Origin of the sequence: Sphingorhabdus sp. 109, from assembly GCF_902506555.1 — a bacterium.
GTDB lineage: Bacteria > Pseudomonadota > Alphaproteobacteria > Sphingomonadales > Sphingomonadaceae > Parasphingorhabdus.
The window spans coordinates 2,989,764-3,014,339 of sequence record NZ_LR732707.1 but is presented as its reverse complement, the minus strand read 5'-3'; the positions used below and the strand labels follow the sequence as shown (position 1 = coordinate 3,014,339).

Sequence of the window (24,576 nt, the reverse complement as noted above, 5' to 3'; positions counted from 1 at the left end):
GCTTGGAGCGGACGCAGAAAAACTTGCGTGATCGGTTCGGTTGCAAATGCTACCGCTTGTCCAGAGCAACAACGGCCAATCCAAAAAGGAATGATCCATGACCGACAATCTGCCCGATTACACGCCCCCGAAAGTCTGGAAATGGGACAAGGCCAATGGCGGCCGCTTCGCCAATATTAACCGCCCGATCGCCGGCCCGACCAAAGACGTCGAGCTGCCAGTCGGCGAGCACCCACTGCAGCTCTATTCGATGGCAACGCCGAATGGCGTGAAGGTCACCGTCATGCTCGAGGAACTGCTGGCGCTGGGCCACAAGGGCGCGGAATATGACGCCTATTTCATCAATATTAGCGAAGGCGACCAGTTCGGCAGCGGTTTTGTCGACATCAACCCGAACAGCAAGATCCCGGCGCTGATGGATCATAGCACCGACACACCGACGCGGCTTTTCGAATCCGGCTCGATGCTGCTCTATCTTGCCGAGAAATTCGGTACATTCCTCCCCAGCGATCACAACAAGCGCACCGAAGCGCTCAACTGGCTGTTCTGGCAAATGGGCAGCGCCCCCTATCTCGGCGGCGGTTTTGGCCATTTCTATGCCTATGCACCGGTGAAGATCGAATATTGCATCGACCGCTTCGCGATGGAGGTCAAACGCCAGCTCGACGTGCTCGACCGCCATCTCGCCGACAATGAATATATGGCCGGCGACGAATATAGCATCGCCGATATCGCGATCTGGCCCTGGTATGGCGCGCTGGTCAAGAATGTCGTCTACGAAGCCGCCGAATTTCTCGACACCGCTTCCTACAAGCATATGAACCGCTGGACCGACATGATCGGCGAGCGGCCGGCGGTGCAGCGCGGCAAGATGGTCAACCGCGCCTGGGGTGATCTCGAAGACCAGCTGCGCGAGAGGCACGATGCGAGCGATTTCGAATTGCGCACACAGGACAAGTTGGAACCGGAAGGCGAAGCGGCGGAATAGCCATCCCTTGATGGCGGGCGGCCAAATGCTGAAAACTTATTGAAGTTTTTTGCAACGCCCCCAGCGGATGGACAAATGGCCATCTTCGCCGCCCGCCCATTCGAAGCCAGCATGATGGAAAGAAAAATCACCATCCTCGTTTGAATGCACAGTCGCATGGAAGGTCACAAATGCTTCGCTGTCTGATGCTTTGAATGTGACGCCGTCTCCAACATAAACGCTATGCAGAACGCTATTTTCGGTATGCCACTCAATTGGATCTAGATCGGGCCCCTGATAACGAATTTCGGCCATTTTATAGGTGGCTGGATTCTCGTCGTCGCTGGTAATTCGTAACCCGAAGCGCGTCGGCAATTGATCATCGATAAAAGCCTTGGGAGGCGGAGCGCCTTCCAAATGCGTTGTCGCGATGGAAGCTTTTTCCACGATCGTGCAGAGATAATTGCCAACGAGATCGGGTTGAGCATTCATTGGCGCAGTTACTGTCAAGGCCATCGCAAAAGCGACTGCGGAAGTCGCAGCGCTTATCATTCCCGCGTCAGACTGGCGTAAACACGGCTGAGGAAGCTTGGCAGCATCATCTCGTTGGCTTGGAATTCCTCATCGAAGTCCGCCGTCGGTTTTGCGGCCATGATTTCCGCCAGGCTTTTGCCATCGTCGATCAGCGCCTGCACGCGGCCCTGGATGATGGTCAGCACCTCGATATAGCGGGCCAGCCTGGCGCGGTCTGTGACCGGACCGTGCCCCGGGATGACGATCGTATCATCGTCGATCGTATCATGGACCGCCTGACAGAAAGCGATCATGCCCGCGAGGTCGCCACCATTGTCGGCGTCGATGAAGGGATAGCCGCTATTGTTGAAAACATCGCCGAGATGGACGGCATTCGTCCCGCGGAAGAGGACCGCCGTATCGCCGTTGGTGTGCGCCGGGCCGACGTGCAGCAGGTCGATCTTCTGGCCGTTGATATGAAACTGCATGGTCCGGTCAAAGGTGATGTCGGACAGGGCATGTTCGGGATAGGCTTTCTGTTCGCCGGCAAAGGGTCCGAAATTGACGACCTGGTCGTCCAGCATCATCGCCCGGCTGTTGGACTGGCTGACGATCCAGCTACCGTCCTTACCCAACGTCATATTTCCGTCGGCATGGTCAAAATGCCAGTGGGTATTGACGACGAAATCGACGCCTTCGCTGCCGATTTCCTTCAACGCCGCCTTGATCTTCGGCATCAGCTGCGGGAACTGGTCATCGACGATCAATGTGCCGTCCCTGCCGACCGACACCGCGATATTGCCGCCGAGCCCGAACAGGACATAGAGTCCGTCGGCTACTTTCTGGGTTTTGATCTCGACCGTGTCAAAATCCCAGCCGAAGGCCGAATAGATCTGATCGGCGCTCATCACCGGGCCGTGGGACGGGGTCTCTGCCGCCTTGCTGCCATGGGCGAGGGCCGGCGGAGCGATTGCCAGTGATAAAGCCAGTCCGAATAGTCCCGCAGCCTTGCTCATGTGATCGCCCCCTAGCGCTGGTTATTGTTTGAGAATCCCCGACATGATCAGGTCGACCGTCTGCTCGCGATAAGCATCGCGCATCCGCTCGTCAAAATCCTCCCGGCCATAGCAATATTTCCACACCAGCTTGCCGGTAAAGAACCGATCAGCCGAACCGGTTACAGCGGAATAGAACAGGTCGGGGTCGACTTCGCGAAACACCCCCGACTTGATGCCTTCTCCAACAAAAATATTATAGGCCTCAGAGAGCGGCTTCAGATATTTGTCGGCAATTTTACGCGCCCCTTCCGGTGGCAGTTCGCGAATCAGCCGCATGGTCAGCCGGTTCAGATAAGGAAATTCATAATAGGTATCGATTACCGCGCCGATATGGTGACGCAGCTTGTCCTCCGGCGGCCAGTCCTTCTTGATCAGCAGACCCACCTGCTCCAGAATATTGTCCATGTCGCGCTCGAGGATCGCTTCGAGCAAGCCATCCTTGTTGCCGAAATAATATTTGACGAGCGCGCTGTTGAGGCCCGACAGAACGGACAGTTCGCTGAAGGAAATATCGATCGTGTCGCCCTTGCGCATGATCTGGCTCGCGGTTTCGATCAGCTTGTCCCGCGCCCCTGCTTCACTCTCCTTGGCCCCCATTTTATTGGTTGGCATTCGTCTTCCCCTTTGACGCACTATGTCACTAATCTGTCACTTATAGACAGGTTCTTTCCACCATGGGAAGCTGTCTGGCAAGTCGCTCGACACTTTATCCGGATAGTCCGGACTGCGCTTCTCCAGAAAGCTTGTGATACCCTCTTTTGCGTCGGCAGATTTGGCCCGATTGTAGATAATCCGACTGTCGACCTTATGCGCCTCCATCGGATGTCCCGCGGCCGGTAATTGCCACAGCATCTGCCGGGTGACGGCGATCGAAACCGGCGCCGTATTGTCGACAATCTCGCGCGCCAGGGCATATGCGGCGGGCAACACATCTTCCGGCTTGTGCAGCGAACGGACGAGACCGCCTTTGATCGCTTCGGCCGAGTCGAACACACGTCCGGTCATACACCATTCCAGCGCCTGTGCCCGGCCGACCAGATTGGGCAGGAACCAGCTGGCCGCGCCATCCGGTGCAATGCCGCGACGGGCAAAGACAAAACCGAAGCGCGCGCCCTCGCTCGCAAGCCGCATATCCATCGGCAACAACATCGTGGCACCGACGCCGACGGCGACACCGTTGATCGCGCCGATTACCGGCTTGAGACATTGATAGATACGCAGCACCAGCAACCCGCCACCGTCACGCACGCGCGGATCGGAATAATCCTCCACCGGATCGGCGCTGGCAAAGGGTCCACCACCATGTTCGGGGGTCAGATCGGCCCCGGCGCAAAAGGCGCGATCCCCGGCACCGGTAACCACGACCGCACGGACATCATCATCGGCATCAATCCGGTCGAAAGCGTCGATCATTTCCTTCATCATCGTGCCGGTAAAAGCGTTCATCTTTTCAGGGCGGTTGATCGTGATCGTCGCGATATTGTCGGCGACGTCGTAAAGGATCTGCGTATATTCGGTCACGAGCTTCTCCATCAGATACAAAAAGGGCTGCGAGTTTCTCGCAGCCCTTGATGGTTCGGTTTTTTAGCGGGGGGCCATCCGGATGGCGCCATCCAGACGGACGTCTTCGCCGTTGAAATATTGCGTTTCAATCATGCACATCGCGAGCGCGGCATATTCGTCTGGCTGGCCAAGGCGCGGCGGATGCGGGACCATGGCGCCCAGAGCGTCGCGCACATTCTGTGGTGCGCCAGCGAGCAGCGGCGTATCGAAAATACCGGGCAGGATGGTGTTGAGACGGATGCCCTCGCGGGACAGGTCACGCGCGATCGGCAAGGTCATGCCGACAACGCCGCCCTTGGAAGCGGAGTAAGCCGCCTGACCAATCTGGCCATCTTCAGCCGCGACCGATGCGGTGTTGACCATTGCACCACGATCACCGTCTTCCATCGGATCCAGCGTCAGCATGCCGGCCGCCGATTTGGCAATGCAGCGGAACGTTCCGACGAGATTGACCTGGATGACAAAATTGAAAGCGTCGAGCGGGAAATGTTTGATCGATCCGTCTTCCTTGGAGCGGCTGACGGTCTTGATTGCATTGCCGATGCCGGCGCAGTTCACCAGGATGCGTTCCTGGCCATTGGCGGCGCGGGCCTTTTCGAAGCCGGCGTCGACGCTCTCGTCTTCGGTCACATTGACCTTGCAGAAAACACCGCCGAGTTCGGATGCCAGTGCTTCGCCCTTTTCCTCGTTTAGGTCGAACAGGGCAACCTTGACGCCCTTGGCAGCCAAGCGACGGGCGGTTGCCGCACCGAGGCCGGAAGCACCGCCGGTGATGACGGCTGAAATATTACTGCTGAGTTCCATGATCTTCTCTTTCTTCTATCAGTCGTCATCCTGAACCGGGTTCAGGATGACGATATTTTCCATTAACCGAGGCGTTCGATAATCGTGACATTGGCCTGGCCGCCGCCTTCACACATCGTCTGCAGGCCATATTTGCCACCGCTCTGCTCCAGCGCGTTGAGCAGGGTAGCCATCAATTTGCTACCCGAAGCGCCGAGCGGGTGGCCCAGAGCGATCGCGCCGCCGCGAACGTTGAGCTTGGCCCGGTCCGCGCCGACATGCTTGAGCCATGCGAGAGGCACGGGCGCAAAGGCTTCGTTCACTTCATAGAGATCGATATCACCGATTTTCATGCCGGCCCGCTCCAGTGCGCGATCGGTCGCGAACAAGGGTTCTTCGAGCATGATCACCGGGTCACCGGCAGTCACGGTCAGATTGACGATCCGTGCGCGCGGGGTCAGACCATGGTCTTTCAGCGCCTGTTCGGAACAGACCAGAACCGCACTCGATCCGTCGCAAATCTGGCTGGCATTGGCGGCGGTGATCGCGCCTCCTTCCTGCAAAACCTTAACGCCGCCGATGCTTTCCATGCTGGCGTCAAAGCGGATGCCCTCGTCAACCTTGTGCAATTCCTTGCCCTCGGCGGTTTCGATTTCGATCGGCACGATTTCATTGTCAAAAGCACCCGATTCAACAGCCTTGATCGCCTTCTGGTGGCTTTCCAGAGCGAACTCGTCGAGCTGCTCGCGCGAGAAACCATATTTCTTGACGATCATTTCCGCGCCCATGAACTGGCTGAACTGAACGCCGGGATAGGCTTCTTCGAGACGTTCCGACTTGTTGGTGCCGAGACCGGCATCCTTGAACAGTTTGAAGGTCGACCCCATGGGTACACGGGTCATGCTTTCGATGCCGTGGGCCAGCACCATATCCTGCGTGCCGGACATGACCCCCTGGGCGGCAAACTGGATTGCCTGCTGCGAGGAACCGCACTGCCGGTCGATGGACACCGACGGAATGCTATCCGGAAGCTTGGAAGCGAGAACAGCATTGCGGCCAACATCGCCGCTCTGTTCGCCGCCCTGCATGACGCAGCCGGTAATCACGTCTTCAATTGCGCTCGCATCGAAATCATTGCGGTCGGCAATCGCGTCAAGCGTGGCAGCACCCAAGTCTACCGGATGCACACCGGCCAAACGACCGCCGCGACGACCACCAGCGGTACGTACCGCGTCAACAATATAGGCTTCTGCCATAATCTTTTTCCTTTGGTTGGTTGAGAGTCGAAAATTTAACTGACCGGTTAAACCGCGCAAGCGCTAGCGTCAAATAAAAAAGCCGATCATCACAATAGTGATAATCGGCTTTGTTCCGGATGCATCAATGCCGCTTAGGCCGGCACGTTGTCTTTCTTGACCGTGATTACCTGCGGATAGGTAAATTCGAGCAAGCCTTCCTTGCCATATTCGGCACCGAAGCCGGATTGTTTATGTCCGCCAAAGGGCGCAAAGGGAGACAGGTGCAGGAATTCATTGACCCATACGGTGCCGGTTTCCAGCTGTTCGGCAACGCGAACGCCTTCGTCGGGATTGGCCGTCCAGACCGCGCCGGCCAGACCATATTCGCTGTCATTGGCGCGGGCGATGGCTTCGTCGGTGGTGCTGAATTTCATCAGCGGCATCACCGGACCGAATTGCTCCTCGGCCACAATCCGCGCATCTTCCGGCGGGTTGTCGAGGATCGTGATCGGCACATAATAGCCCGGGATGCTGTCGTCGGGCGTATCGCCACCGACCAGGAATTTATAATCATTGTCCTTCGCGTCCTGGATCAGCTCCAGCACCCGCTCATATTGCTTCTTGTTCTGGATCGGACCGACTGCCGTGCCCTGCTGCGAACCGTCACCGACTTTCACATTCTTGGCAAATTCCGCGATGGCAGCGCTCAGTTCATCATAAATATCCTCGTGGATATAAATGCGTTTGGCGGCCACACAGATCTGGCCGGCATTGGTGAAGCTGGACCAGAACAATTGTTCGGCAACCTTTTCGACATTGGCATCGGGGAGGACAATCGAGGCGTCATTGCCGCCCAGTTCGAGCGTGATCCGCTTGAGATCCTTGGACGCGCCTTCCATGATCTTCTTGCCCGTAGCGGTTGAGCCGGTGAAGGTAATCTTGTCGATATCGGGATGCGACGTGATCAACGGACCAAGGCTGTCTTCGCCGGTGATGATGTTGACGACGCCAGCCGGAGCCACGTCCTTGATCAGCTCGGCCAGACGCAAGGTGGTCAGCGGCGTAAACGGAGACGGCTTGAGCACGATCGTGCAACCGGACAGCAAAGCGGGGGCAATTTTCTGCACCGCCATCATGATCGGGAAGTTCCAGGGCACAATACCGCCGACGACGCCGACGGGCACGCGGCGGGTACGGCTCAGCCGTTCGTCGCTATCCTCGTTGATCTCGTCTTCCAGTTCCAGCGTAGCCTGCGAGCCGGCCATATAGGCAGCGCCCATGATCTCGCCCTGTGCCTGCGCGTGCGGCTTGCCCTGTTCTGCGGTCAGCAGACGGAACAGCTCGTCATTATTGTCATTGATCACGCCGGCAATCGCCTGGACCACCTTGCGGCGATCATCGATCGGGGTCTTTGACCAGCTCTTGAACGCCGCTCGGGCCGCGGCAACCGCCTGGTTGAGCTCGGCTTCGCCGCAAGCGGGAACCTGGCCGATCACTTCTTCATTGGCCGGATTGACGACATCCAGCATTTCCGCCGTGCTGACCATCTCGCCATTGATCAAATTTTTATATTGGGTAACCATCTTGCTCTCCTTTGGGCTGTGCCATGCATTCTAATTGAGTCGTCTATACTGTATTACAAGGGCGCATGCGTCCTTCATTTTGATAGAGTATAACGGATCGGCAGGGTTTTGAGGCCGCCGACAAATGTGGATTTGGCGCGCGCCGGTTCGCCCGCCAGTTCCAGCGTCTCGATCCGGTCCAGCAACTCGTTGAACAATATCTTCATCTCCAGCCTCGCCATGTGCAGGCCGAGACACTGATGGGCGCCCGCGCCGAACGCGAGATGCCGGTTGGGCGAGCGCGCCGCGTCGAATTTGCGCGGATCATCAAACTGGTCCGGATCATGATTGGCCGCAACATAATTGATCATCAGCCAGTCGTCCTTGGCGATCTTCTGGCCACCAACCTCGGTATCTTCGGCCGCGGTACGCATGAAATGCTGCACAGGGCTGGTCCAGCGGATCGCTTCCTCGACAATGCCGGGCAGCAGGCTCCGGTCCGCCTTGACCCGCGCGAACTGTTCCGGGTCCTGTGCCAGCGCCATCATCGCACCGGCCGTGGATGCCGATGTCGTGTCGTGGCCGGCGCTGGCGACGATGATATAATAGCCGGCCATATCCCGGTCATTCAGCGGCTCGCCATCAACCGTGGCATTGGCGATGACGCTCGCCACATCATCAGTCGGATTTGCCCGCCGGTCGGCCGCCAGAGCCGCAAAATAGCGTTCAAACTCGGCCACCGCGCCCGCGACGACCTGAGTGATCTGTTCCGGTGTCATGTCTTTCATGCCGGTACCCGACAGATCCTCGTCCTGTCCGCCGAACATTTGCTGGGTGAGGAACAGCATGCGCTGCTCGTCTTCTTCCGGCACGCCCAGGATCTGCATCACCACGTGCAGCGGATAAGGCGCGGAGACCAGCGGGACAAAGTCGGCCTCGGTGCCCGCATTCACCAGCCGGTCGACGGTGGTTCTGGCCAAAGCCTCGATTTCCGCTTCTATGGTTTTCAGATTTTTCGGCATGAACCATTCCTGGGTCAACCGGCGATATTTGGGGTGGATGGGCGCATCGAATGTCACCAGAGAATCCACGAGCATCTTGCTACCGGTCACGCGCTCCGAAAAGGCGATTGCCTCTTTCGTCGTGAACACGGTCGACCGGGGACGGTTGAGGAAAGTCTTGTTGTTCTTCGACACATGCATGGCGTCTTCATAACGAGTGACCAGCCAGAACGGATCGAAGCTGTCATCCTCCGCGACAACCCGTGCGACCGGCATATTCTCGCGGAGCAAGTCGAATGTGTCGAGCAGGCCATCCCATTCGGCATAGCTTTGCGGGTCGATAATCTTTGTCCCCATTTCCGCTGACAAGGTTGGATACGCTTCTGTTACCATCATCTCGATCCTTTAGCTGGATTGGCCATTTTTCTTATTCCAATATTCGTCGCGGAGCAGCCGCTTATAGAGCTTGCCGGTCGGATGACGCGGCAGGTCGGGACGAAAATCAATCTGCCGGGGCACTTTGACGCCCGAAAGCGACTGCCGGAGATAGGCTTCCAGTTCCTGCGCCAGTTCCTCGCCCGCCTCCGCCATATCCATCGGCTGCACGACGGCCACCACTTTCTCGCCCATATCCTCGTCCGGCGCACCGATGACCGCGGCATCGGCCACCTTGTCATGGGTGACCAGCAGATTTTCGATTTCCTGCGGATAGATATTCACCCCGCCGGAAATGATCATGAAACTTTTGCGATCGGTCAGATAGAGAAAGCCGTCCTCGTCCAGCTTTCCGACATCGCCGAGCGAGGTCCAGCCCTTTTCATGCGTCGCCGCCTTGGTTTTCTCCGGATCATTATGATATTCGAACTTGGAGCCGCTCTCGAAAAAGATCTGGCCTTCTTCGCCGACCGGTACTTCTTCCCCGTTTTCATCGCAGATATGCACCACGCAATTGATCGGCTGTCCGACCGATCCCTTATGACCGAGCCAGCCTTCGCTGTTGCAGAAGACAAAGCCATTGCCCTCGGTCCCGGCATAATATTCGTTGAGCACCGGCCCCCACCAGTCAATCATTGCTTCCTTGATCGGAATGGGCACGGGAGCCGCAGCATGAACCGCGCTCTTGATCGAGGACACGTCATATTTATTGCGCACCTCTTCGGGCAATTTCAGCATCCGGATGAAATGGGTTGGCACCCACTGGCCGACGTCGCATTTATATTTCTCGATCAACTGCAGCGCCTGCTCCGGATCGAATTTCTCCATGATGACACTGGTCCCGCCGAGCGACTGGACCGCAATATTCCAGCGCAATGGGGCGGCATGATAGAGCGGCGCCGGGGACAGATAGACGCAGTCCTTGTGAAAACCGAAAATCATCTGTGCCAACCCGGCGATGCCATTGGGTCCGGCGATATCCTCGTCTTCGGGCAAAGGCAGCTTGACGCCCTTGGGCTGGCCTGTGGTGCCGGAAGAATAAAGCATGTCGACGCCGGCACGTTCGTCGGCAATCGACGTGTCGGGAATCGATTCCAGCGCCGCTTCCATATTCCGTTCGTCATCCGCGCCGTACACCAGCTGATCGACATCCGGGTTCAGCGTGCGCAACTGATCCAGAACCGGCAACATTTTTTGCGAGCCGATCAACAGCTTGGCGCCTGAATCCTTCAGGATATAGCTGACTTCTTCTGCTGTGAGCCGGCTGGAAATGGCGACCTGGAACAGGCCGGAGCGCTGCGATCCCCAGGTGACCGGAAAAAATTGCGGGTGATTTTCCATGCAGATGGCGACCGTATCACCGATCTGTACATCGCGCCTGCGATAAAGCTGTGCAATCTGGTTCGAAAGCCTGTCCAGCTCCCCATAGGTGATAATTTGCCCGGACGTCGCCATGATCACGGCTGGCCTGTCAGGATTTTCCCTTGCGTGGACGGAAGGATGCATAGTCTGGCGTTCTCCAAGATACCGGTCGCCTGACTCGACGACTCGCTTTCCCGGCACCATGGTTTAATCGCGTGGTTAAATCAATATATAGTGACATCAACCGTCGACAAAGGAGAATATTACCGCCTAGTTTTCCACATAGATATCCACAGGCACCGTCAAATCGGCAAATATCCGGCCGATCGGCGCCATGCTGGTAGCACCCAGTTCGATTTCCGATTCGAGCATCGTCTGGCTGCTTGCACCCTGCAGCAACACGGCCACCGTCCGCGCTTCGCAAATCGCCGCCTTGGTAATTGTAACCAGTGGCGTATCCCAGTCGTCGGGCAGCAGGCCAACGGCGATTTTCTCCGGCGGACCGTCAAGCGCTTCTTCCATATCCGCGCTTTCCCGGATGCCGGCGGTGCTGCCGTCGGGGCCCATGCCGAGCAGGACCAGATCCGGCGGCCATTTCGTGTCGCGCAGCCGGGCGTCGGCAGCGGCACCGGCCATATGATAATCCTCATGCTCCGGTGCCAGCGGCAAGACGCGGGCGCCGCGCGTCAGGAACAGTTGCGCCAGCTTTTTTACATTGCTGCGCGGATCGTCGAGCGGCACCAGCAGATCGTCGGTCGGCACGATGGTGACATATTTCCATTTGATCGGCTTTTCCGCCAGCGCCTCGAGCACCGGCATGGCTTCATCGCTGGCGGGCAGCGCCAGAAGCGCGTCACCGCGCGCGTCGAGGGCGCTCTCGATGATGAACTGGATATCGCCAGCGACCGCTTCAACCATCTCGTCGCGGTCGTCAAAATCCCACCATTCCAGCATCGACTCTTCCTCTTCCGGAATATCGTCCATGTCGAAATCTTCTAATGCATCTTCGAGTTTGCTCATTTTTCTGTCCGTCAGCCAAATTTTCTCGCGCTTCTAACCTGTGTACCGGTCGAAACAAAGGTCAAACATGAGAATTTTCCCGACGCTCCGCTAGTCGGCAGGTGCTGTGGCCTGCGGTTCGTCAAGCACCAGCCCGGACGGCCGCAAGATGGTCAGTGACGCCGGAGCGCCGCTTTGTTCTTCGCGCGCGCTGATATCGACCTGGATGAAGTTCTGGTCCTCGGTCAGCTTCGCGTCCTGCGTCCATTGCCATTGCCAGCCACCGTTCTCAACTGCACCTTCCTGTTTCCCCAGCGCCGGCGGCCGCGGGTCGGTGAGAATCTCGACCGCACGGTTGCGGACCACCGATTGCGCGACCACGCGCAGCTCCAGTTCTGCCGCATTGTGGGTCGTGAACGCCTGCAGCCTGATCAGCGCCAGCGCGGCGAGGCTGAAGACCGACAGCGCGACCAGCATTTCGATCAGCGTGAAGCCGCGCTCGCCGGGAGGCTTCATGGCCTCGCTCCGGCTAGCGTCACGTCGCCCATCGGGGCGATCAGTACGCGGCGGCTCTGCTCCTTGCCCTGCAAGACCAGCTCGGCCTGCTCGCTCGGCAGGCCGGTGCTTTCAAAACTGATCATCATCGGTCCGGTCTCGCCGGTTGCGGCGCGGACGCCGCTGGACCAGTCGGTCGAGACAAAGGGCTTGTCCTCGATCACCGACCAGCTGCCCTTGCGCCGCTCGAGAAAGCTGTAGCCGGAGGGCGTGACCTGCACCGCCATCGGCCGCGACTGCAATATCGCATTGTCGCGCAACGCCGCGGTGCGCGCGGCAAACCTCTGGGCATCCTCCTCCAGAGCGCTGCTGCCGCTCGGAAAGGAAAAGACAACAATCGATGCCATCAAGCCGACGATCAGCAACACGACCATCATTTCCACAAGCGTGAACCCGGCGCTTTTCTGCTTTGCCATCGGGATGTTCTGTCTCATCATTATCGTTCATTTAGCGAGTTGGCCGGAGCGAGTCTTGCAGAATCCATTATCCCCTGCAATGACGGCGGCATAGAAACGAATAAGGTGGGAAAAGGAAATCTTGATGTCTGACGTCGCTCTCTACGAGAAAAATGACCGCATCGTTACAATCACATTGAACAAGCCGGAGACACGCAACGCACTGTCAAAGGATCTGTGCGAGGCGCTGGTCGATGCGATCAACAAGGCCGATGCAGACCCGGGTGTCAGCTGCGTCGTGCTGGCGGCCAACGGCAAGAGCTTTTCCTCCGGCGGCAATCTGCACGAGATCAAGGCGATGACCGCCGAACAGAATATGACGCCGCTGGAAATAGAGAATTGGTACAAGACCGGTATCCAGCGCATCCCGCTTGCTTTTTCACAAATCTCGGTACCGGTGATTGCAGCGGTCAACGGTCACGCGATTGGCGCGGGCAATGATCTGACCACCATGTGCGATATCCGCATCGCCGGTGAGGACGCAATCTTTGCCGAGAGCTTCCTGCGCGTCGGCATCATTCCCGGCGACGGCGGCGCCTGGCTGCTGCCGCGGATCATCGGTCAGGCGCGAGCCAACCAGATGCTGTTCACCGGCGAATTTATCGATGCCGCCAAGGCGCTGGATTATGGCCTGGTGTCGGAAGTTGTGGCGAACGACAAGCTGCTTGAACGGGCCTATGAACTGGCCGAAATGGTCGTCGGCCTGCCACCACTGGCGATCCGCAAGACCAAGGAACTGGTGCGCACCGCGCAGAGCGTGACGCTGAAGGAAAATCTCGATCAGGCGGCCTTGTTCCAGGGCGTTTTGCAGCAGCTCGACGATCACCGCGAGGCGATTGACGCGATCCTCGAAAAACGGAAGCCGGTGTTCAAGGGGGCGTGATCGACGGGGAGACATTTCTCCCCATTTTACCTGACGGGAATTTCGGGAGATAGACCTCTGATATACAGAGGCATCTGAAGGAGAGAGAAAATGAAAAAGACCGCTGTTTCACTGATTGCCCTGATGATGGCGGTCCCGACCCAGGCTGCTCCTCCGAAAGGTGTCGCAACCGAAGCCACCAGAGCCGCCAACGCCAGGGTCGCAGCCAGCCTGTCGATTGCCGACCAGACAGATTTCGAAAATGCCAATCGCGGATTTCTCGCCCGGATTGAAGAAGACCAGATCCTCAACGAGGACGGAACGGTCGCCTGGGATTCGCGCCAGTTCGAATTTCTGCAGGGCGATGCACCCGACACGGTCAATCCCTCGCTCTGGCGGCAGGGCAAGCTCAACAGCATCCACGGCCTGTTCGAGGTCGTGCCCGGCATCTACCAGATCCGGGGCTATGATCTGGCGCAGATGACCCTGATCCCCGGCGAGACCGGCTGGATCGTCATCGACCCGCTGACCACGCCCGCGCCGGCGAAAGCCGGTCTTGCGCTCGCCAACAAGACGCTCGGCGGACGTCCCGTCGTCGCGGTTATTTTCACCCACAGCCATGGCGACCATTTCGGCGGCGTCGCCGGCGTCGCTTCGGCCGACGATATCCGGTCGGGCAAGATACAGGTAATCGCGCCGCATGGCTGGCTGGCCGAGTCGATCGGCGAGAGCGTGATTGCCGGCACCGCGATGAACCGGCGGGTGCAATTCCAGTTCGGCACCGCCCTGCCCGTGGGCAAGACCGGTCATGTCGGCGGTGGCCTCGGTCAGAAACTCTCAAGCGGCGATGTCGCGCTCGTGCCACCGACCCGGTCGATCAGCAAGAGGGGCGAGACGCTGATGATCGACGGCATCAGCTTCGACTTCATGGATGCCGGAGAGACCGAGGCTCCGGCCGAGCTGGTCTTCTATCTGCCGCAATATAAGGCGCTGCATACCGCCGAGGTTGTGACCCGCACTTTCCACAATGTGCTGACGCCGCGCGGCGCGCTGGTCCGCGACACGCTGAAATGGAGCAAGGTGATCGACGAGATGCTCGCCCGCTATGGGACGAAATCGGAGCTGATGCTGGCCTCGCACCACTGGCCGACCTGGGGCAGCGACAATGTGCAGGCGGCGCTGAAAAACCAGCGCGGTATCTATCGTTATGTCCATGACCAGACCATGCGGCAGGCGAATCAGGGCGCCACGATGCACGAGATTGCCGAAAATATTGGCAAGCCGCACTTTGCCGAGAACGACTTTGGCGTGCGCGACTATTACGGCACGCTCAACCACAACAGCAAGGCGGTCTACCAGCGCTATTTCGGCTGGTGGGACGCGGTTCCGGCCCATTATCACCAACTGCCGCCGGTCGAGGCCTCGCAGAAATATGTCGCGGCGATGGGCGGCGCGGACAAAGCGCTGGCCGTCGGGGAGAAAGCTTTCGCCGCAGGCGACTATCGCTGGGCGGCGACCGTCTTCAACCACCTGGTCTTTGCCGATCCGGCCAGCCAGAGTGCCAAGGACTGGCTGGCGGCGACCTATGAACAGCTCGGTTTTCAGGCAGAGGCCGGAACCTGGCGTAATATCTATCTGGTCGGCGCGAAGGAGCTGCGCGAGGGCAATACTGTCAAGGACTCGATCAGCACAGCCAATGAAAAAGTGTTGAGCGGCATCCCGGCGGTCGACCTGTTCGACGCCATGGCGACCCGCTTCAACCCGGCCAAGATGCAGGGCGATGGTGGCATCATCCGCTTCTGGTTCCCGGACCGGAAAGAGGCCGTCAGCATAGATCTTGGCAAAAGCGTGATGTTCCCGCGCGGGGAAGATTATGCTGTAACGGCGGACGGATCGGATACGCAGATCACGATCAGTCGTGCGCTGTTCACGAAATTGCTGATGCGTCAGGCCAATCCGCTGGAGCTGATCCAGAACAAGGAAATGGTCATCAGCGGCAATGCGGCCTTAATGGCATCTATGTTCGGCGCGCTTGACGAGGTAGACCCGCAATTTGATATCGTGACGCCATGACCGGATCTGCGCCAATCACCGTTCGTGCTGTAATAAGGATTGCCCATGCAAAGATTTAACTTTCCCGTTGTCCAGCCCGACCCGGCGCTCGAAGAATTGCGCGGCGAATTGCAGGCCTTTCTGAAGGAAGAGCGCGAGGCCGGCAATTTCCGGCCCGAGCCGGAATGCTGGATGGCCTCCGCCGACCCGGAATTCTCGAAAAAAATGGGCGAGCGCGGCTGGATCGGCCTGACCTGGTCGAGCCAATATGGCGGGCACGACAAGAGCGCGCTGGAACGCTATATTGTCACCGAGGAAACCCTGCGATCGGGCGCGCCCGTCGCCGCCCACTGGATCGCCGACCGGCAGCACGCGCCGATGCTGCTCGCCCACGGCACCGAGGAACAGAAGCTCGATATCCTGCCGCGCATCGCCGCGGGCGAATGTTATTTCGCCATCGGTCTCAGCGAACCCGGCGCCGGCTCCGATCTCGCCAATGTCAAAACCAAGGCCGAGAAGGTGCCAGAAGGCTGGAAAATCAACGGCCAGAAAATCTGGTCCTCCGGCGCGCATATGTGCCATTATATGGTCGCCCTGCTGCGCACTTCGCCGGCCGACGGCCGCAACCGCCATGTCGGCCTGTCGCAGATCATGATCGATCTCAGCCTGCCCGGCGTCACCATCAAGCCGATTGTCGACCTGTCGGGCGACGCCCATTTCAACGAAGTCTATTTCGAGGATGTCATCGTGCCCGATGACTGCCTGCTCGGCGAGGAAGGCGGCGGCTGGAAACAGGTGACCGGCGAACTGGCGATGGAACGCTCCGGACCGGAACGCTTCCTGTCCAGCTATATCACGCTGGAAACCGCGCTATACCAACTCAGCGGGAAAATGGGTTCGGACAGCCACGCCCGGCTTGGCAAGCTGATCGCCGGTCTGCGCACGCTGAAGGGCATGTCTTGGGGCATTGCCAATCTGCTCGATCAGGGCGTGTCGCCGGAGACCGAAGCGGCGCTGGTCAAGGATCTCGGCAACCGGCTGGAAAACGACCTGACCCAGCAGGTGCGGGCGATGCTCAACGATCTGTCGTCCGAGGACTGGAGCCCGGACATGCGGCGGATCATGAACATCGGCGTGCTGCGCTCTCCGCCCAATACATTGCGCGGCGGCACGACCGAAGTGATGCGCGGGATCACCGCGCGGCAATTGGGGCTGAGATGATGATATCAGAGCATTGTGCACCGCACCTGATGCGAAGCCCCGGAGGCAGGAGCCTTCTTTCTATTGCAAAACTCCGCATCAAATGCGGAGCACAGGTGGAAACCATCTTATGATAAACACGCAAGGCATGGTCGCCGAAACGGCCACGAAAATCTACACCGACCTGTGCGCACGGGAAGTCCCGCACGAAGCCGAAGCGGGTCGCTATCCGCAGGCGCTCTGGGATGCGCTGACCGAAAACGGACTGCCGCTGGCTTGGGTCAGCGAAGCCAATGGCGGCTTTGGCGCCGACCTTGATGAAGTTTTTGGCGCGATCTGGGCTTCGGCGCAGGCCGCCTCTCCCGTACCCTTTGCCGAAACGTTGATCGCCAACTGGATGCTCGACCGGGCCGGCCTTGCCCCGGCGGACGGCAGCGCCAGCTTTGCCCTCAGCGGCCACACACCCAGCGCCGACATTCCCTTTGGCATGCACGCCGACAAGATCGTGCTGTTCGACGAGGCGCATCACGAAATTTCGCTGTTCGACAACCGTGTCGCCGTCCGCTCGCCGGAAGAATCGCTGTCGCCCGACGGCATGACGCAATTTGTCTTTTCCGGCCATGTCGCCGAGCAATCGGCCAAAACCGATCTGTCGCGCCAGGCGTTTGAAGCGCTGATTCTGACCGTCCGGGCCGTGCAGATGGCGGCGGCGATGGAGAGCGCGCTGAACCTGTCGATCGACTATGTCACCCAGCGCGAGCAATTTGGTCGGCCGCTGTCGAAGTTCCAGGCGATTCAGCAGCAACTGGCGGTCGCCGCGTCCGAATGCGCTGCCGCGACCATGGCGGCGACGCAGGCGGCCAGCGCCATTGCCCGGCACAGCAACGATCCGGAACAGGCCTGGCACGAGGCGGTCATCGCCAAGGTCCAGATCGGCCATAGCGTTGAAGCCGTCACCGTGCCTTTCCATCAGGTCCACGGCGCGATGGGCTATACGCAGGAATATGATCTGCACCATTATACCCGTCGCCTTTGGGCCTGGCGCGACGCGCTGGGCAACGAACATCTCTGGTCGAAACGGCTCGGAGAAGCGCTCGCCGTAACGTCACCCGATCAAGTCTGGAAAGGCGTGACCACAGGCGACTGGACGGACCGCAAATCGGTTGCTAGTTAATCGCTCGATTAAATGATTCCCGGATGGAGCAAACATGCTTCCAATCCTTCCAGAAACAGGAGCCAAGCCCATGAAAACACGTATCACAGAGCTATTCGGTATCGAACATCCAATCATTCAGGGCGGCATGCATTATGTCGGATTCGCCGAGCTCGCCGCAGCCGTCTCCAACGCCGGTGGCCTTGGCATCATCACCGCGCTGACCCAGCCGTCCGCCGCCGCGCTGGCCGATGAAATCGCCAAATGCCGCGACATGACCGACAAGCCGTTCGGCGTGAACCTGACCTTCCTGCCAGTGGTCAACGCGCCGGATTATGAAGGCATGGTCAAGGCGATCATCGAAGGCGGCGTGAAGGTCGTCGAAACCGCCGGCAACAATCCGGTCCAGGTGCTCCCCGCTCTGCACGATGCCGGCATCAAGGTGATCCACAAATGCACCGCCGTCCGCCACGCGTTGAAGGCCCAAAGCATCGGCTGCGACGCGGTCTCGGTCGACGGCTTCGAATGCGGCGGCCATCCCGGCGAAGACGATATTCCGAACATGATCCTGCTGCCCCGCGCCGCCGACGAACTGGATATTCCTTTTGTCTCCTCCGGTGGTCAGGCCGACGGCCGCAGCCTCGTCGCCTCGCTGGCGATGGGCGCCGAGGGCATGAACATGGGCACTCGCTTCATCGCCACCACGGAAGCACCGGTGCACCAGAATGTGAAGGACGCGATTGTCGCCGCCAGCGAACTCGATACCCGCCTCGTCATGCGCCCACTGCGCAACACCGAACGGGTGCTGACCAATGCGGCGGTCGAACGGCTGCTCGAAATCGAGAAGGAAAAAGGCGCAGACCTTGAATTCAAGGATGTCATCGAGCAGGTCGCGGGCGTCTATCCCAAGATCATGATGGAAGGCACGATGGATGCCGGTGCCTGGAGCTGCGGCATGGTCGCGGGCCTGATCAATGACATCCCGACCTGTCAGGAACTGATAGACCGGATCATGGCCGAAGCGGACCAGATCATCAACGAGCGGCTCAAGGGCTTTGTAGCGGGCTGATCGTTCCCATTTGCTCCGGATTGACTAATAGCCAGTTTCGGTTACCCATTGGACTTTAATCATATCCGGAGCATCCGAACATGGCAGAACCTTTTTACTTGCGGGCGAAGCGGGTTGTTTCGGCGGGGATCGAGTCCGCTCTCGATCACGCCGAACGCGCCAGCGGGACCAGCCTGATGCGCGAAGCCATTCGGGAGGTTGACCGGGCGATGGAAAAGGTTCGTGGCGAACATGAGGAGGCCCTCGATCGCCAGAGCCAGGCCGTTGGCCAGCAGAAACTGTCGGCCCGGCGCGCGGAAGAATGGTTGGGTAAAGTGCAGTTCACCCTCGAGAAAGGCCGCGAGGATCTGGCGGAAGCCGCGATTGTGCAGCAGATGGAATTTGAGGCGAAGGTCAAGCATTTCAAAAATCTCGAAGCATCGGCCAGAGCGGATGCCGGCCGCCTCGACAGCTTGCTGGAGGACCTCGCTGCCCGCAAGTCTGGGATGGAGGATGAGCTCGCCGGTTTTGAAAAAATGATGAGCGAGAACAGCGCCGCAGGGGACGACCGGTCAGAATCCGACCGGACCGTCGATCGGAAGGTTGAACGCGCGGCAGCAACTTTCGAACGGACCATGGAAATGGCCGGCGGTGTGAATGGTGCTTCAAGACAAGCTTCTGAAATCGGCGAGTTGCAGCGCAATTCGGAGGTCGAACAACGGTTGGCTGCCATGAAAAAAGCGATGAAAGCCAAAAGCGGCAAGGGCGAGAAAAGCAAATAGGCCGGCCAAGGGCTTTCGGTATTTCCAGACCAGAGACGCTTCATTCATACCGGCCTCCAGTCCGCACAAAAAAGCCCCCGGAAATGCTTCCGGGGGCTTTTGTTTAGTGGTTGATCGTTCGATTTAACGGGAAATCGCGTTGCCGATGACCGCTCCGATGATGCCGCTGGTCACAGCGATCAGCACCGCGTCATTGCCGGACCGGACCCACTGGTATCCGCGCGGCGCATTGGAGAGCCGATAGGCCCGCGGATTGTCGATCACCCGGTAGTTGGTCGCGTAGCGCCGGTCAAACTTCTGGCCCTTGGACCAGTTGCGATGGTTCTGCCGCACCACCGTTGATGTTCTGCTATAGCGCGCGGGGGCCGCTTGCTGCCGGGTAACTGTCTTGGTAACGGTACGCTTGCCCTTCTGGTTAGCGGTCGTTTTCTTCACCGTCGTTTTTGTCGTCGTTTTATTCTTCTTGGAAGACTGGTGCGGGGCAGCTTCTGCCTGGGCGGTAACCACCGGGGACACCGCCATTGTTGTCACTGCCAAAGCCATCAGAAACTTTTTCATCTTCAATTCCTTTTTCTATCCGGCGCCAACTGCGGCGTCACAGGTAGAAATAGGGGAGACCTGTCCCAGACATTTGTCAGATTCGCGCTATTTTGTACTAGATTGTCGCAGAACCCCGCTTTCGTTCATCTGGCAATCAGCTAGCGGGCCGTTAATCCCTCCAGAGAGCCAGGATCGACCGCAAAGCCGTGACCAGCGCCAGCGGTTGATCCAGCATCAGATGATGTTCTGCCTCGGGAATCGCGATCATCGGTATATGGTCACCGCCCAGTTCGCGCAGATAGGCCGCACTGTCATCATCAAAAAGCTTGCTGTTCTCGCCATAGACGATCGCCAGCCGGTGTGGCAGATCGACGATCCGCTGTCCCGTCTGCGCCCATTTCGCCATATCATTTTCATTGCGATGGAAAACCATCGGGTCAAATTTCCACGACCAGCCCTTTTGCTCGCCGTCCTGCACGGCACGGAGCGAATGATAGGCCATATATTCCAGCAGAAACGGTTCCTGCACCGGCTGCGGCGGCGACAGGACAAAGCGGCCACGCGCGCTGTCGTAATCGGGATAGACTTTATTGGGTCGATCCGACCGGCCGGAACCCGGTGGACCACCGCCATTTTCAAAATGGGCTAGCAGCCTCTCGGGGCGCATAACCATCAGGTCACAGATGATCAGGCCGCCAAAGCGTTCTCCCGCCATTTCCATGGCGGTCAGGGCGACGCCGGAACCAAAGCTGTGCGCGATGATCTTCGGCTTCACCGGGGTCGAGAACAGATCGAGCGCTTCAGCTAGGGTGACCATCGCTGTAGCGCGCTTGTCACCATCGCAATCGGCCGGAATTTCACTGTCGCCCATCCCGGCAAGGTCATAGGCGACAATATCATAATTCTCAGCGAGAAACGGCGCGATGAAGGCAAAGCAGCGTGCGTGCGCCAGAAAGCCGTGGGTCATCAGCAGCGGCGGTTTGCCGCGTTTTCCCCAGCGGAAATAATGGACCCTGGCACCATCGACTTCGACAAAGGCTTCCTCGCGCGGCACGGCCATCGCCTGCACGAACCATGCGGGCAGGTCTTGCGACGCTGCCCACTGGTCTACAATATCTGTGTTTGCCATATATCGGACTTATTCACCCTTCCAGTCAGGCTTGCGCTTCTGGGCGAAGGCCAAAGAGCCTTCCTGCGCATCCTTGGAGGTGAACACCGGCGCCATGATTTCACCCTGTTTCTTCCAGGCTTCCTCGCTGGTCCAGTCATAGCTTTCATTGATGATTTTCTTGGTCGCTTTCAGCGCCAGCGGGCCGTTCGCTGCAACCGTAGATGCGAGCTCGATCGCCGCATCGATTGCGGCGCCTTCGGTCACACGATTGACGAATCCCACTTCATAAGCGCGCTGCGCCGAGACGAAATCGCCGGTCAGGGCCCATTCCATGGCAATGCGCTTGCCCACCAATTGCTGCAGCTTCAGGACACCGCCTGCACCGGCGACAAGGCTGCGCTTGACTTCGGGAATACCGAATTTCGCGTTGACGTTCGCGACGCACAGGTCACAGGCCAGAGCCAGTTCGAGACCACCCGCGAGCGCATAGCCTTCAACCGCAGCGATCAGCGGCTTTTCCGGACCCTTTTCGGTGATCCCGCCAAAGCCATAGCCTTTGACCGATGGCGTTTCGCCGCGCAAAAAGCCTTTGAGATCCATGCCGGAACAGAATGTCCCGCCAGCACCGGTGATGATACCCGCGTTGAGACTATTGTCATTGTCGAGCTGCTCCATCGCCGCGCGAATGCCTTCGGCTGCCGCCTTGGTCATCGCATTTTTGGCATCGGGCCGGTTGATGGTGACGATGATGAAACCATCCTGGATCTCGGTAAGTACTTCTGACATATTATTTCTCCTTTGTATCTTTAAGATCATGCCCCGGCGAAAGCCGGAGTTCCTCTCCTGAAATTGCGTATAGAGGCTATGACAAGAGATGGGCTCCTGCCTCCGCAGGAGCACTGCTCATGCAATTCCTAGTCAAACAACAATCCCGCCAATTTCGACCGCTGGTAGGCCGCGTCGCCGATCAGGGCACCTGACAAAATCGCCTTGCGCCGGTGCAACTGGGCGTCGCAATCATGGGTGAAGCCAAAGCCGCCGTGGAACTGGATCGCCCGGTCCGCGGCCGTGGAATAGCTCGAATGCGATTGCGCTGCTGCCATACGGACAGCAACCTCGCCGCGCCCCTGCTCGCCCCAGCTATGGGCCGCGCTGTAGAGATGCGTCCGCGCTTTTTCATATTCGACATAATTGTTCACGGTCGGGTGTTTCAGCGCCTGATAGCTGCCGATGATCTTGCCGAACTGCTTGCGGGTCTTGAGATATTCCAGCGTATAGTCAATCACCGCCTGCGCGCCGCCGGTCATTTCCGCAGCATGGAGCAGGCCCGCCGCCAGTTCGATCTTCTCCAGCGTCTCACGGGTCCGGCTGGCATCAAACAGGGCATCGGCCGAGACGGTCACGCCGTCGAGAGACACCTCATAGCTGCGCGCGGTTTCGTCGATCACCGTCTCCCGGCGCAACGATCCTTCCGGCAGGGCCGAGCGTTCGATCAACACGAAGCGCACCGCGCCGTCGACCTTGACGGACGCGATGATCAGTTCCGCGCTATCGGCCCAGAGCACCAGCTGCTTCTTGCCGGACAGGCTCACATTGTCGCCGCTCACATCGCCGGTCGCGTCTATGTTGGACAGGTCCCAATCGCCATTGTCTTCGCGCAAGGCCAGCGTCGCCGCAGCACCCGCCGCGATTTTCGGTAGCCACGCGGCTTGCTGCGCTTCGCTGCCACCGGCGAGCAAAGCCTGTGCCGCCAGCGTCGTCGACCCAAAAGGCGTGCTCATCAGATTGCGGCCCATCTGCTCGGCAATCGGAACGACTTCGGCCATCGACAGGCCAACCCCGTCATGCGCTTCGGGAATCGCAATCGCCAGCCAGCCCAGCTCGCCAATTTCTTTCCAGATGCCGGGATCATAGCCGAGATCATCGTCGATCAGCGCCCGCACCTTGTCGACCGGGCTTTTGTCGCGACAGAAATTGGTCGCCACGTCCATCAGTTCAATCTGCTCTTCGGTTGTTCCGATTGTGCCTAAATTATCCATGATATTGCTTTCCGATCAGCGAGTTTTTGGGAGACCGAGCGCATGCTCTGCGACAATGTTGCGCTGAATTTCCGAGGTACCTCCGCCAATCGTGGCCGAGAAGCTGTTGAGATAGCTGCGATGCCAGTAACCGTCGTCGATCGCGTTTTCGTCGCCGACATAATAGCCCGCCTTGGTACCCTGAAAGGCCAGTGAAAATTCGGTCAGCTCGCGGATCAGTTCGGTCCGCGCCAGCTTGTTCATCAGCGGCAATCCCATCGGCCGATCCTGCATCAATTGCGGCATCCGGCGGCGGGTGTTGTTGAGATTCAGCGCCTGGATATCGATCATATATTGAGTCATCTTGTCGCGCATCACCGGATCGTCGAGCAAAGGCTTGCCATTGCGGACCGAGTTTTTCGCCAGTTCGACAATTTCCATCACGTCCAGCTCTTTGACGAAGAAACCGCCCACCGGCTTGACCTTAGCGCCGCGCTCATATTCCAGCGTCTTCATCGCCATCGACCAGCCATTGCCCTCGCCGCCAAACAGGCAGTCTGCGGAAATGCGGGCATCGGTGAAGAAGGTCTGGACGAAACCATATTCGCCAGTCAGCTTCTTAATCCGGCTGGTGGTGATGCCGTCGATCTTCATCGGATTGAGAAAGAAGCTGAGGCCGGCATATTTGTTCGGCGCATCAAAATCGGTGCGCGCGAGCAGGATCATATATTTCGCGCGGTCTCCCAGCGAGGTCCAGATTTTCGAGCCGTTGAGGACATATTCATCGCCGTCGCGGACCGCCTTCAATTGTGCGTTGCCGAGATCGGAGCCATTTTCCGGTTCGGAAAAGCCCTGGCACCAGATATCCTCGGCGCTGAGCATCGGCTTGATATATTTCTGCTTCTGCTCTTCAGTGCCGAGATCGAGGATCAGCGGCCCGGCCCAGCCATTGCCGATCGCGTTGAGCATGATCGGCGCGTCATATTTTTTCATTGCCCTAGTGGCCGCACGCTGAAACTCGCTGTGCAACCCGCCGCCGCCATATTCCTTCGGCCAGCTGGCGCCGAGATAGCCTGCCTCGTAAACCTTGCGTTGCCAGTCGCGAAGAAAATCGAACTGCTGGTCGGTCGACACTTCCATGAAGGTCAATGGCAGCATGAAGCCGGGATCGCGCACCGTATTTTCCTTGAACCAGGCATCCGCCTGTTCGGCATAATCCTTGAGTTCGGCTGCACTCGGTTTGTCCGGCATCATCTTGCTCCCAAATTCTTATCAATAGGGCCAGTGGTCCGGCCCCGTCGTCTGCGATATTGCTTGAA

24 protein-coding genes are annotated in these 24,576 nt (G+C 58.7%); 7 read left to right on the top strand and 17 right to left on the bottom strand.

Going from position 1 to position 24,576, the window contains the following annotated elements; translation table 11 throughout:
- The first annotated feature begins 97 nt into the window (after positions 1-97).
- A complete protein-coding gene (yghU, locus tag BOSE62_RS14265) occupies positions 98-988 on the top strand; it encodes a glutathione-dependent disulfide-bond oxidoreductase (protein ID WP_159647314.1) in 891 nt (296 codons plus the stop codon).
- Positions 989-1,024: 36 nt separating this feature from the next.
- Here the strand turns inward: yghU and BOSE62_RS14260 are convergent, their stop codons facing one another.
- The 12 genes from BOSE62_RS14260 to gspH form a co-directional block, all read right to left on the bottom strand.
- Complete coding sequence (locus BOSE62_RS14260) at positions 1,025-1,519, bottom strand: hypothetical protein (protein WP_159647312.1); 495 nt, start codon at positions 1,517-1,519, stop codon at positions 1,025-1,027.
- Positions 1,516-2,496 carry an MBL fold metallo-hydrolase gene (locus BOSE62_RS14255; protein WP_159647310.1) on the bottom strand — a complete coding sequence of 327 codons (981 nt, stop codon included), beginning with the start codon at positions 2,494-2,496 and terminating at the stop codon, positions 1,516-1,518. The genes BOSE62_RS14260 and BOSE62_RS14255 overlap by 4 nt, the downstream gene beginning before the upstream one ends.
- A gap of 21 nt (positions 2,497-2,517) precedes the next feature.
- A complete protein-coding gene (locus BOSE62_RS14250; RefSeq protein WP_159647308.1) occupies positions 2,518-3,150 on the bottom strand; it encodes a TetR family transcriptional regulator in 633 nt (210 codons plus the stop codon).
- 36 nt (positions 3,151-3,186) lie between these two features.
- Positions 3,187-4,059, bottom strand: a complete 873-nt coding sequence (locus tag BOSE62_RS14245; protein WP_236554052.1) for a crotonase/enoyl-CoA hydratase family protein — start codon at positions 4,057-4,059, stop codon at positions 3,187-3,189.
- A gap of 63 nt (positions 4,060-4,122) precedes the next feature.
- Positions 4,123-4,905: an SDR family NAD(P)-dependent oxidoreductase gene (locus tag BOSE62_RS14240; RefSeq protein ID WP_159647304.1), complete on the bottom strand. Its 783-nt coding sequence runs from the start codon at positions 4,903-4,905 to the stop codon at positions 4,123-4,125.
- Positions 4,906-4,967: 62 nt separating this feature from the next.
- Complete coding sequence (locus BOSE62_RS14235) at positions 4,968-6,140, bottom strand: acetyl-CoA C-acetyltransferase (RefSeq protein ID WP_159647302.1); 1,173 nt, start codon at positions 6,138-6,140, stop codon at positions 4,968-4,970.
- Between the two features lie 134 nt (positions 6,141-6,274).
- Positions 6,275-7,705: an aldehyde dehydrogenase family protein gene (locus BOSE62_RS14230; protein WP_159647300.1), complete on the bottom strand. Its 1,431-nt coding sequence runs from the start codon at positions 7,703-7,705 to the stop codon at positions 6,275-6,277.
- Between the two features lie 74 nt (positions 7,706-7,779).
- Positions 7,780-9,078 (bottom strand): cytochrome P450, encoded by a 1,299-nt coding sequence (locus BOSE62_RS14225; protein WP_159647298.1) that lies wholly within the window; start codon positions 9,076-9,078, stop codon positions 7,780-7,782.
- A 12-nt stretch (positions 9,079-9,090) separates the two neighbouring features.
- The gene (locus tag BOSE62_RS14220; protein WP_159647296.1) at positions 9,091-10,626 is read right to left on the bottom strand and encodes an acyl-CoA synthetase; all 1,536 of its coding nucleotides are present in this window, start codon (positions 10,624-10,626) and stop codon (positions 9,091-9,093) included.
- Between the two features lie 126 nt (positions 10,627-10,752).
- Positions 10,753-11,502, bottom strand: coding sequence for a 6-phosphogluconolactonase (locus tag BOSE62_RS14215; protein ID WP_236554050.1), 750 nt, complete (start codon positions 11,500-11,502; stop codon positions 10,753-10,755).
- Between the two features lie 90 nt (positions 11,503-11,592).
- Complete coding sequence (gspI, locus tag BOSE62_RS14210) at positions 11,593-11,997, bottom strand: type II secretion system minor pseudopilin GspI (RefSeq protein WP_159647294.1); 405 nt, start codon at positions 11,995-11,997, stop codon at positions 11,593-11,595.
- The gene (gene gspH, locus BOSE62_RS14205; RefSeq protein WP_159647292.1) at positions 11,994-12,452 is read right to left on the bottom strand and encodes a type II secretion system minor pseudopilin GspH; all 459 of its coding nucleotides are present in this window, start codon (positions 12,450-12,452) and stop codon (positions 11,994-11,996) included. The genes gspI and gspH overlap by 4 nt, the downstream gene beginning before the upstream one ends.
- Before the next feature lie 124 nt (positions 12,453-12,576).
- Between gspH and BOSE62_RS14200 the strand changes: the two genes are divergently transcribed.
- The 6 genes from BOSE62_RS14200 to BOSE62_RS14175 all read left to right on the top strand — a co-directional run bounded on the left by BOSE62_RS14200 (position 12,577) and on the right by BOSE62_RS14175 (position 19,588).
- On the top strand, positions 12,577-13,374 hold the full coding sequence (locus BOSE62_RS14200) for an enoyl-CoA hydratase-related protein (protein ID WP_159647290.1): 798 nt from the start codon (positions 12,577-12,579) through the stop codon (positions 13,372-13,374).
- Positions 13,375-13,464: 90 nt separating this feature from the next.
- Complete coding sequence (locus tag BOSE62_RS14195) at positions 13,465-15,426, top strand: alkyl/aryl-sulfatase (protein WP_159647288.1); 1,962 nt, start codon at positions 13,465-13,467, stop codon at positions 15,424-15,426.
- Positions 15,427-15,471: 45 nt separating this feature from the next.
- The gene (locus BOSE62_RS14190; RefSeq protein WP_159647286.1) at positions 15,472-16,626 is read left to right on the top strand and encodes an acyl-CoA dehydrogenase family protein; all 1,155 of its coding nucleotides are present in this window, start codon (positions 15,472-15,474) and stop codon (positions 16,624-16,626) included.
- A 109-nt stretch (positions 16,627-16,735) separates the two neighbouring features.
- Positions 16,736-17,779, top strand: coding sequence for an acyl-CoA dehydrogenase family protein (locus BOSE62_RS14185; protein WP_159647284.1), 1,044 nt, complete (start codon positions 16,736-16,738; stop codon positions 17,777-17,779).
- Positions 17,780-17,849: 70 nt separating this feature from the next.
- Positions 17,850-18,827, top strand: a complete 978-nt coding sequence (locus BOSE62_RS14180; RefSeq protein WP_159647282.1) for an NAD(P)H-dependent flavin oxidoreductase — start codon at positions 17,850-17,852, stop codon at positions 18,825-18,827.
- Between the two features lie 80 nt (positions 18,828-18,907).
- Positions 18,908-19,588 carry a PspA/IM30 family protein gene (locus BOSE62_RS14175; protein ID WP_159647280.1) on the top strand — a complete coding sequence of 227 codons (681 nt, stop codon included), beginning with the start codon at positions 18,908-18,910 and terminating at the stop codon, positions 19,586-19,588.
- Positions 19,589-19,711: 123 nt separating this feature from the next.
- Here the strand turns inward: BOSE62_RS14175 and BOSE62_RS14170 are convergent, their stop codons facing one another.
- From BOSE62_RS14170 to BOSE62_RS14150, 5 genes are all read right to left on the bottom strand, one after another.
- Positions 19,712-20,146, bottom strand: a complete 435-nt coding sequence (locus tag BOSE62_RS14170; RefSeq protein WP_159647278.1) for an RcnB family protein — start codon at positions 20,144-20,146, stop codon at positions 19,712-19,714.
- A 151-nt stretch (positions 20,147-20,297) separates the two neighbouring features.
- On the bottom strand, positions 20,298-21,257 hold the full coding sequence (locus tag BOSE62_RS14165) for an alpha/beta hydrolase (RefSeq protein WP_159647276.1): 960 nt from the start codon (positions 21,255-21,257) through the stop codon (positions 20,298-20,300).
- Between the two features lie 9 nt (positions 21,258-21,266).
- On the bottom strand, positions 21,267-22,025 hold the full coding sequence (locus tag BOSE62_RS14160) for a crotonase/enoyl-CoA hydratase family protein (protein ID WP_159647274.1): 759 nt from the start codon (positions 22,023-22,025) through the stop codon (positions 21,267-21,269).
- A gap of 128 nt (positions 22,026-22,153) precedes the next feature.
- Positions 22,154-23,278 carry an acyl-CoA dehydrogenase family protein gene (locus tag BOSE62_RS14155; RefSeq protein WP_159647272.1) on the bottom strand — a complete coding sequence of 375 codons (1,125 nt, stop codon included), beginning with the start codon at positions 23,276-23,278 and terminating at the stop codon, positions 22,154-22,156.
- 15 nt (positions 23,279-23,293) lie between these two features.
- Complete coding sequence (locus tag BOSE62_RS14150) at positions 23,294-24,508, bottom strand: acyl-CoA dehydrogenase family protein (protein WP_159648067.1); 1,215 nt, start codon at positions 24,506-24,508, stop codon at positions 23,294-23,296.
- Positions 24,509-24,576: the final 68 nt, after the last annotated feature.